This window comes from Neobacillus muris, assembly GCF_943193175.1.
Classification (GTDB): Bacteria; Bacillota; Bacilli; order Bacillales; family Cytobacillaceae; genus Neobacillus; species Neobacillus muris.
In genome coordinates this window covers 1-16,881 of sequence record NZ_CALPDF010000021.1, presented here as the reverse complement: position 1 = coordinate 16,881, position 16,881 = coordinate 1, and the positions used below count along the sequence as shown (strand labels likewise).

The window sequence follows — 16,881 nt, the reverse complement described above, 5'->3', positions numbered from 1 at the left end:
ATGGAAGGGAGGACCCTCCATCCTATTTTGTTTTGACTAATTCTTGGGTTGCCTCAGAAACGGTGTAGCCGAGACGTTTAAGATGCTTTCGAATGCCGCTTCGTTCCCATGTTTTTAAGATAGGGCCCTCTAACAAATGGGCAGGATAAAAGATGCCAATGCTGGTCAGTTCGTTAAAATCCAGCCCTTTAAGAACATATTGTTCAATGAGCTGGTCCCGATGATCAATAACAGCCAGATACTTTTCCATGGCCTGTTTAAACTCCTGCTTCGTGAAGATTCCCTTTTGGTGTCCGGTAATATAAGTATGGCAATCAAGTTCAAGCAATCGATTTCCGGAGCGGATAAAGTCCTCAATATTTCCATCACTTCCGTTGTACCATGGGCCAAATGTGGTCATATCATAATCCCCTACAAAGGCAGATCCTAATTCTGGAAAATAGGGACAGGCGATGCCGCTAGTATGTCCGGGGATATGTAAGAAATGAACCTTGACATCCCCAAAGGCATATTCTGTCTCATACTCATACGCTCCTGAAATCTCTCCCAGATTTTTGGACCATGCCTCCGGAAGGGACTTCTTCCACAGCTCAACCCCTTTTTCCCCCCATTCTTGATAGACCCCATTTAATTGGGCCACACCTTCTATGGTTAGGGCTGTTTCATATTCTTTGGGGTTAATTAATTTGACAGTGTCCTTAAATAGGTGGTTATGAAGGGTATGATCGGGATGATAATGGGTGTTGATGATTAACTCGACCCCGTATTCATGATCCAGATCCAGGAGTGCTTGTGGATCTGCCCCCGTGTCGATCAGCACCTTTTCTGAACAATCAATATATAGGCTTCGGGAATAGGGGACCTTACTTCTGTTCGGGCCTTCAATAATCAGCAGCGGACCTATACGATGCATCATCATCACCTCTCCATTGTTTTTTTACCATATTATGAGTGAATGCTCATTCATTATACCATAACAAATTTGGTTCGAAAACTCTTGAGTCTGATTTCCTTTCCTCTTTAAAGAAACTTTGGTAAACTTATTTTGGTAAATTGAACAGGCTGTAGGTGAAGATATGAAAATACGAATTTCAATTATTTTTCTTCTTATTATTTCCATGCTATTAGTTTCCTGCGGGCAGCAAAAGATAGAAAATGCCGTAGATTGGCCGGTTAAGGATTTTACCGCAACAACACAGGAAAACAAGTCTATTGGCTTAAAAGATTTAAAGGGGAAGATTTGGATTGCAGATTTTATTTTTACCAGTTGTGCTGACGTCTGTCCGCCTATGACGGCAAATATGGCAAATCTGCAAAAAAAAGTTAAGGATGAAGGCCTAAACAATGTGGAATTTGTTTCCTTTAGTGTGGATCCAGCTGTGGATACCCCTGAGATATTAACTAGATATGCTCAGCAGTTTCAGGCGGACTTTACTAATTGGACGTTTTTAACAGGGTATAATCAAGAGTTTATTGAATCCTTTGCCCGGGAAAACTTTAAAACAATCGTCAAAAAACCAGAAGAAGGCAGTCAAGTCATTCATCAGACCTTTGTTTATCTTGTCAGTCCTGATGGGAAAATTAAAAAAAGCTATGATTTGTATAAAAATGTACCCTATGACGAAATGATTCATGATATAAAAGCATTACAATAGACCGTTTACATGGTCTATTTTTTTCCAAGTATAGGATAATAGTACAGAATCATGTATGTTTTCCAGACGTGTTATAATAAAAGCATCTTAGAAGGAAGGTGCTTGATATGAAAAAATTAATCATCCTTCTATTTCTCTCCATTTTTGTTTTAAGCTCCTGCAGGGAGTCTGATCCAGTAGTGCTGCACAAGGAGAAGCAGTCGGCGCTCGAAGCGTTTGCTCCATTGCCTGCTGATTTCTTTCCAAGGCATTTAACGATTGTATCAGCCGGTGATTCTTTGACAGAAGGAATCGGCGACAGTACGGGTCAAGGCGGGTACCTGCCGTATTTAAAATCGATGCTTGAAAAATCTAAAGGAATTAATGAAGTGGATTTTTTAAACTATGGAGTAAAGGGGAATCGAACCACCCAATTGCTTAAACGGCTGCAATCAACTGAAATGAAATTAGCTATACAAAAAGCAGACTTGGTTATTATAACGATTGGCGGCAATGATATTATGAAGGTGGTAAGGGACAATATTTCAAGCCTTCAGATTAATGATTTTATCGAGGAAAAAGAAAACTACCAGGAGCATTTAACTCAGATTATGGATACGGTGGTTCAAGAGAATCCAAATGCTTCGATTGTGTTGGTAGGTCTTTATAATCCTTTTTATAAGTGGTTCTCTGATATTCAGGAATTGGATGAAATTGTAGAAGAATGGAATGTAACTGGCCAAACAGTCATTGCCAACTATTCTAATGCCTATTTCGTTGAAATTGAGGACTTGTTTGAAAAGTCCACTGAGGATCTATTATACACTGATAATTTTCATCCGAATGACAAAGGGTATGAATTGATTGCTGGCCGGCTTAATAAGGCAATGGAGGAACAAGTATTGCCTGCTATTGAGAATAAGCCGTTCATGGTAAGTACAGAGGGGAATTAGATGGTATGAAGAACAAATGGAAAATTGGCTTCCTTGTTTTGCTGGGAGTTAATCTTTTAGTGACAATAGTTGTTATCGCATTAATGCTTATCCCGCCAAAGGAAATGAAGAATGATCAATTGGCGGCACAGACAAGTGATTACGTGTCTTTTCATGTTAACTCAAATAAATCTGATTTAAATAAACTGATTAACCATTATTTGCAGGAAGAATCGTCTGGCTCTGCAGTCGATTATCGTGTGAACCTTGGTGAAGAGGTGGAGTTGTATGGCACCCTCCCAGTGTTTAATGATCAAGTAAATATGAAACTAACTTTCGAACCAGAGGCGCTCAACAATGGTGATTTAAGATTAAAGCAAAAATCCATGTCAATCGGCAGGCTGCCTCTTCCCATATCCTATGTACTTCAGTTTATTGCAGAGAATTATCAACTGCCAAATGGGGTAGAGATCAAACCGGACGACCAATTGATTTATGTTCATATGCAGCAATTAAAGCTGAAAAGTGATATGAAAATTAAGGCTGATAAATTCGACCTGAAAAATGATGATATTGCTTTTACGATTTTAGTTCCAGTAAAATAGAGCGTTGAAATTTGGACCTAAAAGCGGAACTAATGAATGGTTCGGCTTTTTCCTCTTCTATAAACTTGTACAAGCCTGGAGATTTTATTTTTCCTCTGCCATTCTGTATACTCAAACTAGATGGGTTATCTCTATAGAAGAGGTGGTAATATGGATAACAATCGGCAAGTAGCCACATTTGCCGGAGGCTGCTTTTGGTGCATGGTAAAGCCATTTGATGAACAGCCAGGCATTATCAGCGTCATTTCAGGATATACTGGCGGTACTGTCAGTAATCCGACGTATGAGCAGGTATGTTCAGGTACAACCGGACATTATGAAGCTGTACAAATTACATTTGATCCGCAGATTTTTCCGTATGAAAGATTACTTGAATTATTTTGGCAGCAGATTGACCCGACAGACCCAGGCGGCCAATTTTATGATCGCGGCCAGTCCTATCAAACAGCAATTTTTTACCATAATGATACACAAAGGAGCCTGGCGGAAGAATCAAAACAGCATCTAGCCTCAAGCGGCCGGTTTGATAAGCCAATCGTAACACCTATCCTCCCTGCAAAACCGTTTTATCCTGCTGAGGAATATCATCAGCACTACTATAAGAAAAATCCGGTCCACTATACAAGATATCAGATTGGGTCAGGTCGGGCAGGATTTATTCAAGCACATTGGGGGAATCAAAGCAATGGCAAATAAAGAAACAGCGGATTTGAAGAAAAAATTAACCGAGCTCCAATATGAAGTAACGCAAAATAGTGCAACGGAACCTCCGTTTCGTAATGAATATTGGAATGAAACTAGAGATGGAATTTACGTCGACATTGTCTCCGGCAAACCTTTATTCAGTTCGTTGGATAAATTTGATGCGGGCTGCGGCTGGCCAAGTTTTACGAAACCAATCGATGAGGAAGAAATGGTTGAAAAAGATGATTACAGCCATTTTATGATTCGGACGGAAGTTAGAAGCAAGTCGGCTGATTCCCATCTTGGCCATGTATTTAATGATGGTCCTCAACCTGCCGGGTTAAGGTATTGCATTAACTCTGCAGCCCTAAGGTTCATTCCAAAAGAAAAACTGGAAGAAGAAGGATATGGGGAATATCTCAAGTTGTTTGAGGGAAACTGAAAAGCCGCCATTTAGCGGCTTTTTAGTTTCGCCTTTTCAGCTGCCTGTGAGGTTGTGGAAGTCATGCCGCCCGACAGGATAAATTTCATTGCATCCTCCGGTTTGACATCAATGATCTCCACCTGTTGCTTTGGAATCAAAAACGTGAAGCCGGCAACTTGAAAGGTCTGCGGGACATATACCGCAATATAATCCTTTAAGGGACTATAAAATTCTTCTAATTGCTCCGAGGTAATGAAGCCAAGGCTGCGCATTTCTGTCCCCGGAATCACCACAAGAGCCACCTTCGAAAAGGACTTTTTGTCCCCAAGAAACGATTGAATCGTATCTTTGATGACTGAATAAATCGTTTTCACAACCGGTATCTGATCAAGAAGATAGTCAATCAGTTTGAACAGTTTTCCTGTTACGTACTTGGTAGACATCCAGCCTAACAAGGTAATCAAAATAATCGTAGTTAATAGTCCTATACCAGGAATATAATCCTCTCTAAAATATGGCTTGAGCGTGTTGCCAAGTAACCCATCCAAAAATAAAAAGGTTTTATAAATCACATAAACAACCAGGATGATGGGAACAATGGTTAGAATTCCATTGAGAAAGCTTTTTATAATCGTCTTCATGGTTTCACCTGCATCTTTCATTTCGTCTCTAAAATAATATAGGCGTATGCACATACAGGTCAAGCACCTATTACATAATCTAACAGGGAAAAGAAACAAATAATTAGAGGAGTGAATGCGAATGTATGGATATGGCTTTGATGGCTGCGGCTGCGGACAGCCAATGGGCGGCGGTTTTGGTTATGGAGGAGTTGGAGTTGGCTTCGGCTTTGGCGGGTTTGCGCTAATTGTCGTTCTGTTCATCTTATTAATTATTATTGGCGCAAGCTGGGCTTACTAATAAATTTGAAAAGAGATGGCCAAGTGGACCATCTCTTTTTCTTAACCAATAATCACTTTCTCTTTAGGATAGTGGAAGGTTTCTTTACTTCCTTTACCTCTTAATAGCAGCAAGCAAGTAATAATTCCCACTCTTCCAATAAACATGAGCAGGATAATTACTAGTTTGCCAAAGGTTGTCAGATTGGGAGTAAGGCCCATTGATAACCCGTTGGTCCCAAAAGCGGAAGCCACTTCAAAAATAATCATCATCATTGTGCCTTTCTCCGTGATAGAGAGAATAATAATGGAAGACAAGCAAAGCATAGCGCCTGTCGTTATCACAATAAATGATTTAAACACATCCTCACTCTTTAGTTCCCGTTTAAATATTTTTATGGACCCTTTTCCCTGTGCATAAAAGAAAACCGCTAATAGGGCAATGGCAAAGGTCGTGGTTCGAATCCCGCCGCTGGCGCTGCTTGGCGACCCGCCGATAAACATTAAGATGGACAGAAACAATTGATTGGTTGGTGTAAATTGATTGATATCTGTCGTTGCGAGTCCAGCGCTTTTTGTAGTAACAGAATGAAAAAGAGAGAAAAAGAAAGATTCCTGCCAGTCTTTATTTTGAAAGAAATGGTCCATGTCCAGCAGAAAGATAACAAGCGCACCAAAAATTGTCAGGATCACAAATGTCGTGGTTGTCAGTTTTGTAAACAAGGTGAAGTGAAATTTTTTCTTAACCCTAAAATTTAATAAAAACTCATATAATTCAATAATGACAGGAAAACCAATGGCTCCAAAAATAATTAAGAATATAATGATAGACTGGATCAAATAATTATTCTCAAAAGGAATGAGTGAAGCATTGGTAATATCAAAACCTGCATTTGTCGTTGCACTGATGGAGGAGAAGAATCCATGCTTTAAAGCAGTGGCGAAACTTTCATAATAATCCATATAGGCGATCGTTAAAATGATGCCCCCGATTATCTCAATGGAAAACATCATGATCAGAATTCTCTTGGCCAGATGGACTAAGCCAGATAAGCTGGATTGATTTTGGTCAATCATAATCAGCTGCCGCTCTTTAAGACCCACCTTTTTTCCGACTACAATCCATAAGAAGGTGCTTAAAGACATGACACCTAATCCTCCCAGCTGCAGGATCACACATAATAAAAAAATGCCAAAATTATTAAAGGTATCATTTATCGATACGACACTTAAACCGGTTACACTAATGGCGCTCGCGGAGGTAAATAATGCGTCAATAAAGCTCAAACCAGTATTGGGACGATGTCCCAATGGCATTAGCAGCAGTAAAGTGGATACAATTAATGCAGACATATAAAAAATCACAATTAATTGAATGGCTGATAAATCCCTTAATTTTGTCCGCTGTAAATTCCGTATTTTCATTTCTTCCCATCCTTAAACAAATCTCCCTGTAATTCTATAATAATTGCAGCAGAAAGAAAAGGTTGTCTGGGATTTATGCGGACAAGCCCTTTATAAGCTATTTATTTTTCATTACTGTCAATAACACGAAAGAAACAGAATAATCCGTCATACAATTTTTATAACAACTGATTTTTTTTAAAGAAAGCGGTGTTCTCTGTGGCACATTCTTTTTTAATAAAACCGATGCTCGGTGAGGATTATCCGGTCATTTCCTATGGAAAAGGTGTTTTTCTATACGATGAGGAGGGAAAAAAATACTTGGATGCCTCCTCTGGTGCTGTTACCGCTAATATTGGCCATGGAGTGGCAGAAATTTTGAAGGCGATGTCGGACCAGGCTGAAAAGGTTTCGTTTGTTTATCGATCCCAGTTTACTAGTGCAGCAGCTGAACAGTTAGCAGAGAAAATTGCCAGACTTACCCCCGGAGACCTGAACTGGAGTTTTTTTGTTAACAGCGGTTCTGAGGCAACGGAAACAGCGATGAAGATGGCAATTCAATATTGGCAGGAACAAGGGATTTATACGAAGACTAAGATTTTATCAAGATGGGTCAGTTACCATGGGATAACACTTGGTGCGCTTTCTATGTCTGGGCACACAAGCAGACGAGAGCGCTTTGTTCCATTGCTTGAGGATTTTCCAGCGATCCATCCCCCCTATTGCTACCGCTGCCCCTACCAGCTTCAAGCCCCTTCCTGTGATTATTTATGCGCTAGAGAATTGGAAACCGCCATTAAAAGAATCGGTGCCGACAAAATCGCTGCATTCATTGCTGAACCGGTAATCGGTGCGGCCGGAGGAGCCATTGCTCCCCCAAAAGACTACTTTAAAACCATTAGGAAAATTTGTGATGATCATCAGATTCTGTTTATTGCCGATGAAGTGATGACAGGTACTGGACGAACGGGGACTATGTTTGCCTGTGAACATTGGGGAGTGCTGCCGGATATCGCCGCACTTGGAAAAGGGCTGGGGGCAGGCTATACACCAATTGCAGCAGCTGTTGCCAGTGAGAAAGTAATGAAACCAATCCTTAACGGGACGAAATCGGTCATGAGCGGCCATACCTTTAGCGCGAACCCGTTATCATGTGCTGTTTCATTGGCAGTGCTCGAATACGTACAAAAAAATAATCTTATGAAACAAGTAAAATCTAAATCTGATAACCTAATGAAATCATTGGAAAAGCTTAAAAATCTATTTTCCTTTATTGGCGATATTCGCGGCAAGGGCTTGCTTCTCGGGATAGAGTTTGTTCAAAATCGAAAAACAAAGCAGCCCTTTTCAAGAACTGCTTCGGTAACCCAAAAAGTCATTAGTCTGGCACGGGAACAGGGGCTTCTGGTTTACCCGGCGGGTGCAGGAATAGACGGAGTAAATGGTGACGCCATCATCATCGCACCGCCATTAACCATTTCAGAAAAAGAAATTGATGAACTAATCGATTTATTAAACAAAACCTTAGAAGCATTTTCAAATCAGCTTGGTGACCAAGAGACGGCTGGTGAGGGATAGATGGATAATCAGTTTAATAAAATTACGACGCTGAACCAAGTGCTTCATTTATTTCATGATGGAATGACCTTGATGTTTGGCGGCTTTGGCGGTGTGGGGTCGCCGCCCGGCCTAATTAGCGGCATCCTGGATAAAGGGGTCAAGCACCTGACGTTGATTGGGAATGATACAGGTTTCCCGGACATCGGCATTGGAAAATTAGTCAGCAATGGCAGTGCAGATAAGGTCATAGCGTCCCATATTGGCTCTAATCCGATTGCCGGCAGGCTGATGCACGAAGGGAAGCTTGAGGTGGAATTTTCTCCGCAAGGAATCCTGGCAGAGCGCATTCGAGCTGGCGGTGTAGGTCTACCGGGTGTTTTATCGGATATCGGAACAGATAATGAGATTGTTTCCAAAAACAAACCGATGGTCGACATTAATGGAAAAAAGTATCTAATCGAAACAGCATTAACAGCACAGGTTTCGATTATTTATGCCAAAAAGGCGGATGAATACGGAAATTTAATCTACGATAAAAGTGCCCGCAATACGAACCCATTGGTGGCAATGGCTGGACAAATAACCATAGCGGAAGCCGAGGAAATTGTCCGTCTTGGGGAATTGAATCCGGAGGAAATTATTACGCCGGGTGTATTTGTCGACTATATCATTCCTTCGAAGGGGGTCAATTGGAAATGGGCTTGGGAGTAGAGATACGCCATCGCTTGGCAAAGAGAGCGGCTGAAGAAATCAAATCAGGCATGGTTGTCAATCTCGGCATTGGCATTCCATCACTTGTTCCCAATCACCTTCCTAAGGATATCAAGGTGATGTTTCACGCTGAAAATGGCATTGTCGGAATGGGCCCAAGTCCAAAAAACGGGGAAGAAGATGAGAATTTATGCAATGCAGGCGGCTTTCCTGTCACTTTAAACATTGGCGGCTCTTATTTTGACAGCTCCCTTGCATTTGGAATAATCCGCAGCGGCAGAATTGATTTAACCATTTTAGGCTCCCTTCAGGTAAGCCAAACAGGAGATCTAGCCAATTGGATTGTGCCTGGGAAAAAAGTGCCGGGAATGGGTGGAGCAATGGAACTGGCACAAAAAGCAAAGAAAGTAATTGTGCTTATGAATCACTGTGACAAACACGGAAAACCGAAAATCGTAAGGAAATGCACGTTGCCTTTAACCTCCTCGGAATCGGTTAACCTCATAGTAACTGAATTAGCTGTTTTCCATGTAACCAATTCAGGTCTCGTGCTCACAGAAATATTTGAACCATTTGATATCGATACGGTCAAATCAAAGACAGCTGCCGATTTCTGCGTGAGTGAAGATTTACGAAAAATCTCTTACTAAGGATGCCTAAAGGAGGACTGATTCATGAAAGAGGAAGATCGAATTAGGCGTTGGCTGAAGGAAAATCGAGCTAGAGGGGCAAGACTATTGCAATTATTGGTGAGAGAAAACAGTACCAGAGGAAATGAAAGCAGCGCACAAGCGATCATTATAGAGAAATGCCGCCAGCTTGGGCTAACATTGGACATTTGGGAAATTGACAGGAATGAATTAACCGGCCATCCGGCCTTTTGCTGTGACCGATCCAGTTTTGCAGGCAGCCCCAATTTCGTTGCTGTGCTAAAAGGGGTTGGAGGAGGCAGGTCAATCATCTTAAATGGCCATATAGATGTGGTGCCGGTTGGTGACGTGAGCAGCTGGGAACGTGACCCATTCAGCGGCTGGATTGAATCTGGAAAGCTTTATGGCCGGGGGGCAACCGACATGAAGGGGGGAACCGTTGCTCTATTAATGGCGTTGGAATCGATTGTAGCAGCGGGAGTGAAGTTAAAAGGGGACCTGATTTTTCAAAGCGTCATTGAAGAAGAAAGCGGAGGAGCCGGAACGCTCGCAGCAGTGTTAAGAGGGTACAAGGCTGATGGGGCCCTCATTCCAGAGCCGACGAATATGAAGCTATTTCCCAAACAGCAAGGTTCGATGTGGTTTCGGATCACGGTGCCCGGCAAGGCAGCCCATGGAGGGACTCGCTATGAAGGGGTCAATGCAATTGAAAAGGCACAGCTTGTGATCCAGAGACTGCTGCAGTTGGAGAAAGTCAGGAATGCTAAAATTACCGATTCCCTGTATGAAAACATTCCGATTCCGATTCCGATCAATGTTGGAAAAATCCAAAGCGGCGAATGGCCCTCATCCGTTCCGGATAAGGCGATAATCGAGGGAAGAATGGGAGTGGCTCCAGAAGAAACGATTTTTGGCGCACAGGAAGAGATGGAAAATTGCTTACGGGAGCTCAATGAACAGGATGAATGGTTCTCTAGTCATCCGCTGGGGCTTGAGTGGTTTGGGGGAAGATGGCAGCCGGGGAGTTTGGAACCGGATCACCCATTAATGCAGGAGTTATCCAAGTCCTTCAAGCAAGTCACTGGGAAAGAACCGGTCATTGAAGCAAGCCCTTGGGGAACAGATGGAGGCATTCTCTCCTCTGTCGGAAATACACCAGTTGTTGTATTTGGGCCAGGCATAACCGAGGTGGCTCATGATGCAAATGAGCATATTTATCTGGATGATCTGTTTACATCAAGTGAGATCATAGCCCTGACAATTCTGGCGTGGTGCGGATGTGAAGACTAGTGGATAGGTGCCTGGCTAACACACGGCCAGGCATATTTTATATGGGGATAAGAGGAGTGAAAGAATGGCACAATTGGCAGCGTCGATTTGTCTGGATGAACGTGATTTTTCTGTAAAAATTTATCTAGATCCATTTAATAAACGAATCCGCATCGATGATTACCGCGGGAAGATCCAGGCTGTTTTAAAAAAGGCAGAAGAATTAGCAGCCCAGCATCAAGTGGAAAAATTAATTATGAAGGCACGCAAAGAAGATGTCAGCTTACTTTTTGAACATGGGCTGCAGCCTGAAGCTATGATTGACCGTTATTTTTGCGGTTCTCATGCCTATTTTTTCTCAAAGTTTTATACGGCTGACCGGAAGAAAAATGAACATTGGGTTACAGAGGATCAAATTATTCAAAGTGTGTCTCAGCTGGACCTCACAAATCAAAGATCGAAGGTTCCTCAAGACTATGTATTAAAACGGGCGGATGAAAGCTCGGCATCCGAGCTTGCTTCCCTATACGGCCAAGTATTTCAGATATACCCGACACCGCTCGATGACCCTGGCTATATAAAAAAAACCATGGCGGATGGAACCGTCTACTATGCCTTTTCCCATCAAGAAAGAATCGTCAGTGCAGCATCGGCAGAAGTGAATGCAACTTATAAAAATGCTGAACTGACAGATTGTGCTACGCTTCCTGATTATAGAAAAGACGGGTTAATGAAATTCCTCTTAAAAGCACTGGAACAGGAATTGATAGGAAGCGGAATTTTTTGCGCTTATTCGATTGCAAGAGCATTATCTTTTGGCATGAATGCTGCGCTATTCCAATTGGGATTTTCATATCGGGGCCGATTAATGAACAATTGTTATATTTTTGACAAACTGGAAGATATGAATATGTGGGTCAAGGACCTATCTAACAGCTGAAATTTCGGCACCTTACCACAATTTTTCGGCACCATAAGCAATTCGTAAAAGGCTGGTGAGAAAAATGGAGCAGCAGCAGAATGCGTTGACCAAAGAAGTTTTGGCAGCTATATTAAGCAGCATTGATGAGGGAATTCATGTGGTCAATACGGAAGGAAGAACCATTTTTTATAATGCAGTGGCAGCCAGACATGATGGCATGGAGGTACGGGAGGTGCTCGGAAAACATTTATTTGAAGCCTTTCCTTCTTTATCTGAACAAACTAGCACTTTGCTAAAAGTGATGGCTACCAGAAAGCCGATCTACAACCAGGCCCAGGTTTATGTTAATTTGCATGGGGATCGAATCGATACAATTAATACCACATTACCTATATTTATTGGCAAAGAAATTGTCGGGGCAGTTGAAATTGCGAAAGATTATTCCCGGATGAAGCTGCTCGCAGAAAGATTGCTTGATTTGCAAAGGGAAGTAAACAAGGGAAAAAGAAAAAAAACAACAAAGCAAGTAAAGTATACGCTGGATGACTTAAAGACGATCAATCCAGATTTCCTTCAAATGAAACAGGAAGCCAAAAAGCTGGCAAAATCGGATTCTCCGATTCTTGTCTATGGGGAGTCCGGCACTGGAAAAGAATTGTTCGTCCAAGGCATTCATCACGATTCGCGAAGAGGGGATGGACCGTTTATTGCCCAAAACTGTGCAGCGATTCCTGAAACTTTACTGGAAAGTATCCTTTTTGGCACAGCGAAAGGAAGTTACACAGGGGCCGTTGACCGGAAAGGATTATTTGAACTGGCTGATGGCGGTACTCTATTTCTCGATGAATTGCATGCAATGCCGATCGAATTGCAGGCTAAGCTTCTCAGAGTGTTAGAGGATGGACAAATCAGGCGGGTTGGAAGTTTGGAAAGTTCACTGGTAAATGTGCGTGTGATTGCAGCCATTAATGTCCCCCCGGCACAGGCACTTCAAGAAAAACAACTCCGTTCCGATTTGTATTATCGGTTAAATGTATTTACCTTTTCACTTCACTCATTAAGAGAAAGAAAGGAGGATATTTTATTTTTAGCAGAACTGTTCATTAAGGAATTTAATCAAAAATTGCAGAAATCTGTAAAAGGAATGGAGAGGAAAGTAGAGCGATTTTTCGCCGATTATCCTTGGCCTGGAAATGTGAGGGAATTGAAACATACCATTGAGTATATGGTCAATGTCTGTGAGGGAGAACGGCTGTCTTTTCCAGATTTGCCTGTGATGTTAAAGCACAGGACAGATAGGCCAAATGAAGATCCACATTCGGAGGGACTGGCTTTAAGGAAAAATTTAATGAATCTGGAGCAGAAAATGATCATGGATGCGATGAAGCTGTGCAAGGGAAATATCAATCAGGCAGCTAAATTGCTGGAAATCCCTAGGCAGACATTGCAATATAAGCTCAAAAAAATGTCATGAAGTGCCAAATATTTGGCGCTTTTATTTTTTTGCAGGTGTTTGGCGCTGCTAATCTGGAAACTTTCTTCCTTTAGATGTTGGCATGATTCTTGCATTGTATTTAGCAAAGCAAGTTAGGAGGAGTCAGCATGAAACAGTTTTTATATAAGCCATCAAGGCATTGGAAAGATATAGAACTTTGGAAGGATGTCACAGAGGAGCAATGGAATGATTGGCTATGGCAGCTAACCAATACCATCCGTACGCTGGAAGATTTAAAAAAGGTTATTCATCTTACACCGGATGAGGAAGAAGGCGTCCGTATCTCCACTAAAACCATTCCATTAAACATTACACCCTATTATGCATCATTAATGAATCCAGATGACCCTCGGTGTCCGATCCGAATGCAGTCCGTTCCCATTTCAAAAGAAATTTATAAAACAAAATATGATTTAGAAGACCCATTGCATGAAGATGAAGATTCCCCTGTGCCAGGCCTTACCCACCGCTATCCGGACCGCGTTTTGTTTTTGGTAACCAATCAATGTTCGATGTATTGCCGCTATTGTACGAGGAGACGATTTTCCGGCCAAATTGGCATGGGAGTGCCAAAAAAGCAGCTGGATGCAGCCATTTCCTATATCCGCCAAACACCTAAGGTAAGGGACGTCTTAATTTCGGGCGGGGATGGACTGTTAATTAATGATAATATATTGGAATATATTATAAAAAATCTTAGAGATATTGACCATGTGGAAATCATTCGCATTGGTACAAGAGCTCCTGTTGTATTCCCGCAGAGAATTACCGAAAATCTATGCAATATCCTGAAAAAATATCATCCCATTTGGCTCAATACCCATTTTAATACTTCGATTGAGATCACAGAGGATTCGAAACGTGCCTGTGAGATGCTGGCCAATGCCGGGGTGCCCGTGGGCAATCAGTCCGTTATCCTCGCAGGTATTAATGACAGTGTCCCGATAATGAAACGGCTGATGCATGATTTAGTAAAAATCCGTGTCCGCCCATACTATATTTACCAATGTGATTTGTCTGAGGGGATTGGGCACTTTCGTGCACCAGTCTCGAAAGGACTTGAAATTATTGAGGGGCTGCGCGGACACACGAGCGGGTATGCTGTTCCGACCTTTGTGGTGGATGCACCTGGAGGCGGCGGGAAAATCGCCCTTCAGCCGAACTATCTTATTTCACAAAGCCCGGAAAAGGTAGTTTTGCGCAATTTTGAAGGCGTCATTACCTCCTATCCTGAACCTGAAAACTATATTCCTGGAAGGGCAGAGGATTATTTTAACGAACTCTATCCAGAGATGGAAGACTATAAATCTGTAAATGGGGTTGCAGGCATTATGAATGATCAGCAGTTTAACCTTGTGCCTGAAGGGTTATCACGGTTAAAGCGCCGTAAGGAATACAACCAGAATCCAAACCATCATACATTAAAGGATAAACGAAGCAAACGGGATGAGTTAAAGGAAAAGAAATACCAGGCACAAATTCAAAAGCATGAGAAGACAGAATAAAAGAAGGGAGGAATTGTTTTGAATCAAGCCTGTGAATGGTGTAATAGCAAAAATGTTACCCAGATCTCGGGTTCTGTTTTCTGGGAATTGCCTGATGGAACCAGAGCCATTGAAATAACGAATACTCCCACGTTTTCTTGTCCGGATTGTTCGATGGTGTATCAAAGTGAGCAGATTGTTAAAAAAATAGAAGATCAACTATTTCTAATAGACTGTAAAAAGATAGGGAAAGTCATTAGCTACCTGGACCTAATGGCGGTGCCAAGATTATTGAAGAAAAATTATTTTGATTACTTTTCACCGTGATCATTTAGCAGCAGATATCCCTATGGATCAAGCTGGACGATTGCAACTATATCGTCTATAGTAGATACAATAATAGTAAATGTATTTAGTGAGGGGTAACAAATGAGAAAATCATTTTATCATTTTTTAATGAAATTTCGGCATCCCGAGCCAAAAGATGCCATCAGTGTCTTTGCCAACTATGCTTATGCGGATCATAGCTTTCCAAAACACACAAGTGACTACCATGAACTGAGTACGTATCTTGAACTGAACGGTGATTATTTGGAGTCCATGTCTGTCTTCGATGAAGCGTGGCAGTTATACAGTCAAACGGAATCAGGCAGCTAGATAAATAAAAAGGGTAAATCGTCTCAAAAAAGAGGCGATTTTTTTCTTTCTGCAATTTGCCGTGCGCTTAAATTAGCTGCCCGCATATACTATTGTAATCAATTAATTCGACTGCATAAAAGGAGGGGAGGAAATGACTGGAAGGAAAAAACCAAAATATAAAATAGGTGATACCGTCGTCATTACGATCTACGGGACAGTAGGGAAGGTAACGGATGTAAAGTGGCTTGAATCGGATTATGTCTATGAAGTTAATAAAGGCCAGGGATTATTTAATGAATCAGCATTGCAGCTGCTTTCAGAATATGAAGGGAAATCACTGGAACAGGAGCAAATTGATATTGAGTATAAGTTTTTTATCGGTGACCTTGTTCAAGTAAGTGGGTACGGGGCTGACTTATTTAAAATCATTGGTTTTCGGACGGAGATATGGCGGTATAAAGAAGATGCATGGGAAGATGTGATTTATGAGCTATCAAGGGTCAGCGATGGAGAATGGCTTGAGGTTGGTGAGGAAGAGCTGACTCTCGTGGCTGATGCTGAAAATGCTGACACCTTTATTCAAAAGCTCGGTCTTTTATACTTAGTGAATAAACAAGATAAAATCAAAGGAAGCCCGAAACTTAATAACACAAATAGGAAGTCGGAAGTGGAAGAAATAATCCGGGTAAAAGAGAAGAAGCAATTAATTGACCATCTGTTGGATATCTTCAATGACTATCGCATTCTTTATGAGTTATTTCATGACCAGGAATATTACCAAGTGATGCGGGTCATACTTAAAAAGTTGGAAATGTTAACCAATAACGATGGAAAAAGCCATGTATAGCTTTTAATTAAAAAGTTTAACGAGCAAATAGAAAAGATATGGTACACAACCCCATTTAATGAAAAAAAACATTTTATTCATAATTTTTCCGAATAATTGGATGGTTACCCCATCCTCCCTATTGACATCTTCGACCCATGCCGCAAACTTCAAAGGCAAATTTGACATTTTCTCACCTCAGGAATCTTTTTAAAACATCCTATGCTTGTCCGCAAACGAAAATTCCTAAATATTAGAAGTCACCCGAGAAAACGCTTTAACCGAGCGGCATGTCAAAGAAACTAGCATGAAACATGAATGCCGCTCATACATTCTGTATAAAGGGGGCGATTGCTTGAGAGAAATTGAAGTCATTATTGATACCGAAGAAATTGCGGAATTTTTCTTTCATCAGCTTGTTAAACGGGGATACGTTCCTAGTGAAGAAGAATTGGAGGAACTGGCTGACATCACATTCGAATATTTAATTGAAAAATGCATCATCGACGAGGAAATTCAGGAAGATTAGCCACCTCTGCTTACTTGGAGATCATCTCCTATCTATAGATGAGTGAAAAAACGAGCAATTTAGCTCGTCAGGCTGTCGAAAAACCTTCGACAGCTTTTATTTATCTTTATTCTTTATTAATTCACCGCGTTAATATAATATAATATTATTAATAGTTGTCTATGCGAATTGTCGGTTGATTTGCGCTCCAGGCGCTTCGCTTTCCGCGGGCGTG

Annotated in this window: 20 protein-coding genes; 17 read left to right on the top strand and 3 right to left on the bottom strand. The window is 41.4% G+C overall.

What is annotated here, in order from left to right; translation table 11 throughout:
* Window positions 1-22: 22 nt before the first annotated feature.
* Window positions 23-916 (bottom strand): MBL fold metallo-hydrolase, encoded by an 894-nt coding sequence (locus NFS43_RS14180; protein WP_251552342.1) that lies wholly within the window; start codon window positions 914-916, stop codon window positions 23-25.
* A gap of 160 nt (window positions 917-1,076) precedes the next feature.
* Here NFS43_RS14180 and NFS43_RS14175 point away from each other — a divergent pair, with 160 nt between their 5' ends.
* The 5 genes from NFS43_RS14175 (at window position 1,077) to msrB (ending at window position 4,297) form a co-directional block, all read left to right on the top strand.
* Window positions 1,077-1,655 carry an SCO family protein gene (locus NFS43_RS14175; RefSeq protein WP_251552341.1) on the top strand — a complete coding sequence of 193 codons (579 nt, stop codon included), beginning with the start codon at window positions 1,077-1,079 and terminating at the stop codon, window positions 1,653-1,655.
* Between the two features lie 107 nt (window positions 1,656-1,762).
* Window positions 1,763-2,587 (top strand): SGNH/GDSL hydrolase family protein, encoded by an 825-nt coding sequence (locus NFS43_RS14170; protein ID WP_251552340.1) that lies wholly within the window; start codon window positions 1,763-1,765, stop codon window positions 2,585-2,587.
* 5 nt (window positions 2,588-2,592) lie between these two features.
* Window positions 2,593-3,171, top strand: a complete 579-nt coding sequence (locus NFS43_RS14165) for a YpmS family protein (RefSeq protein ID WP_251552339.1) — start codon at window positions 2,593-2,595, stop codon at window positions 3,169-3,171.
* Between the two features lie 150 nt (window positions 3,172-3,321).
* Complete coding sequence (msrA, locus tag NFS43_RS14160; protein ID WP_251552337.1) at window positions 3,322-3,867, top strand: peptide-methionine (S)-S-oxide reductase MsrA; 546 nt, start codon at window positions 3,322-3,324, stop codon at window positions 3,865-3,867.
* Window positions 3,857-4,297, top strand: coding sequence for a peptide-methionine (R)-S-oxide reductase MsrB (gene msrB, locus NFS43_RS14155; protein ID WP_251552335.1), 441 nt, complete (start codon window positions 3,857-3,859; stop codon window positions 4,295-4,297). Before msrA ends, msrB begins: the two co-directional genes overlap by 11 nt.
* An 11-nt stretch (window positions 4,298-4,308) precedes the next feature.
* On the opposite strand, the gene NFS43_RS14150 is transcribed toward msrB, so the two are convergent.
* Window positions 4,309-4,920, bottom strand: a complete 612-nt coding sequence (locus NFS43_RS14150; RefSeq protein ID WP_251552400.1) for a DUF502 domain-containing protein — start codon at window positions 4,918-4,920, stop codon at window positions 4,309-4,311.
* Between the two features lie 121 nt (window positions 4,921-5,041).
* On the opposite strand from NFS43_RS14150, the gene NFS43_RS14145 reads away from it, so the two are divergent.
* Window positions 5,042-5,200: a YjcZ family sporulation protein gene (locus NFS43_RS14145; RefSeq protein ID WP_277613947.1), complete on the top strand. Its 159-nt coding sequence runs from the start codon at window positions 5,042-5,044 to the stop codon at window positions 5,198-5,200.
* A 41-nt stretch (window positions 5,201-5,241) separates the two neighbouring features.
* On the opposite strand, the gene NFS43_RS14140 is transcribed toward NFS43_RS14145, so the two are convergent.
* Window positions 5,242-6,597, bottom strand: coding sequence for a TrkH family potassium uptake protein (locus tag NFS43_RS14140; protein WP_478354353.1), 1,356 nt, complete (start codon window positions 6,595-6,597; stop codon window positions 5,242-5,244).
* A gap of 204 nt (window positions 6,598-6,801) precedes the next feature.
* Between NFS43_RS14140 and NFS43_RS14135 the strand changes: the two genes are divergently transcribed.
* The 11 genes from NFS43_RS14135 (at window position 6,802) to NFS43_RS14085 (ending at window position 16,667) form a co-directional block, all read left to right on the top strand.
* Window positions 6,802-8,160 (top strand): aspartate aminotransferase family protein, encoded by a 1,359-nt coding sequence (locus NFS43_RS14135; protein WP_251552332.1) that lies wholly within the window; start codon window positions 6,802-6,804, stop codon window positions 8,158-8,160.
* Window positions 8,161-8,853, top strand: a complete 693-nt coding sequence (locus NFS43_RS14130) for a CoA transferase subunit A (RefSeq protein WP_251552331.1) — start codon at window positions 8,161-8,163, stop codon at window positions 8,851-8,853.
* On the top strand, window positions 8,838-9,503 hold the full coding sequence (locus NFS43_RS14125; protein ID WP_251552330.1) for a 3-oxoacid CoA-transferase subunit B: 666 nt from the start codon (window positions 8,838-8,840) through the stop codon (window positions 9,501-9,503). The genes NFS43_RS14130 and NFS43_RS14125 overlap by 16 nt, the downstream gene beginning before the upstream one ends.
* Window positions 9,504-9,527: 24 nt before the next feature.
* On the top strand, window positions 9,528-10,793 hold the full coding sequence (locus NFS43_RS14120; protein ID WP_251552329.1) for a peptidase: 1,266 nt from the start codon (window positions 9,528-9,530) through the stop codon (window positions 10,791-10,793).
* 64 nt (window positions 10,794-10,857) lie between these two features.
* Window positions 10,858-11,712, top strand: coding sequence for a putative beta-lysine N-acetyltransferase (ablB, locus tag NFS43_RS14115; protein WP_251552328.1), 855 nt, complete (start codon window positions 10,858-10,860; stop codon window positions 11,710-11,712).
* A gap of 64 nt (window positions 11,713-11,776) precedes the next feature.
* Window positions 11,777-13,168, top strand: a complete 1,392-nt coding sequence (locus NFS43_RS14110; protein WP_251552398.1) for a sigma-54 interaction domain-containing protein — start codon at window positions 11,777-11,779, stop codon at window positions 13,166-13,168.
* A gap of 128 nt (window positions 13,169-13,296) precedes the next feature.
* Window positions 13,297-14,694: a lysine 2,3-aminomutase gene (gene kamA / locus NFS43_RS14105; RefSeq protein WP_251552327.1), complete on the top strand. Its 1,398-nt coding sequence runs from the start codon at window positions 13,297-13,299 to the stop codon at window positions 14,692-14,694.
* Window positions 14,695-14,712: 18 nt separating this feature from the next.
* Complete coding sequence (locus tag NFS43_RS14100) at window positions 14,713-15,000, top strand: YokU family protein (protein WP_251552325.1); 288 nt, start codon at window positions 14,713-14,715, stop codon at window positions 14,998-15,000.
* A 102-nt stretch (window positions 15,001-15,102) separates the two neighbouring features.
* Complete coding sequence (locus NFS43_RS14095) at window positions 15,103-15,330, top strand: YozE family protein (RefSeq protein ID WP_251552323.1); 228 nt, start codon at window positions 15,103-15,105, stop codon at window positions 15,328-15,330.
* Window positions 15,331-15,463: 133 nt separating this feature from the next.
* Window positions 15,464-16,159: a hypothetical protein gene (locus tag NFS43_RS14090; RefSeq protein WP_251552322.1), complete on the top strand. Its 696-nt coding sequence runs from the start codon at window positions 15,464-15,466 to the stop codon at window positions 16,157-16,159.
* 334 nt (window positions 16,160-16,493) lie between these two features.
* Window positions 16,494-16,667 (top strand): YozD family protein, encoded by a 174-nt coding sequence (locus tag NFS43_RS14085; RefSeq protein ID WP_251552321.1) that lies wholly within the window; start codon window positions 16,494-16,496, stop codon window positions 16,665-16,667.
* The last annotated feature ends 214 nt before the right edge of the window (window positions 16,668-16,881 follow it).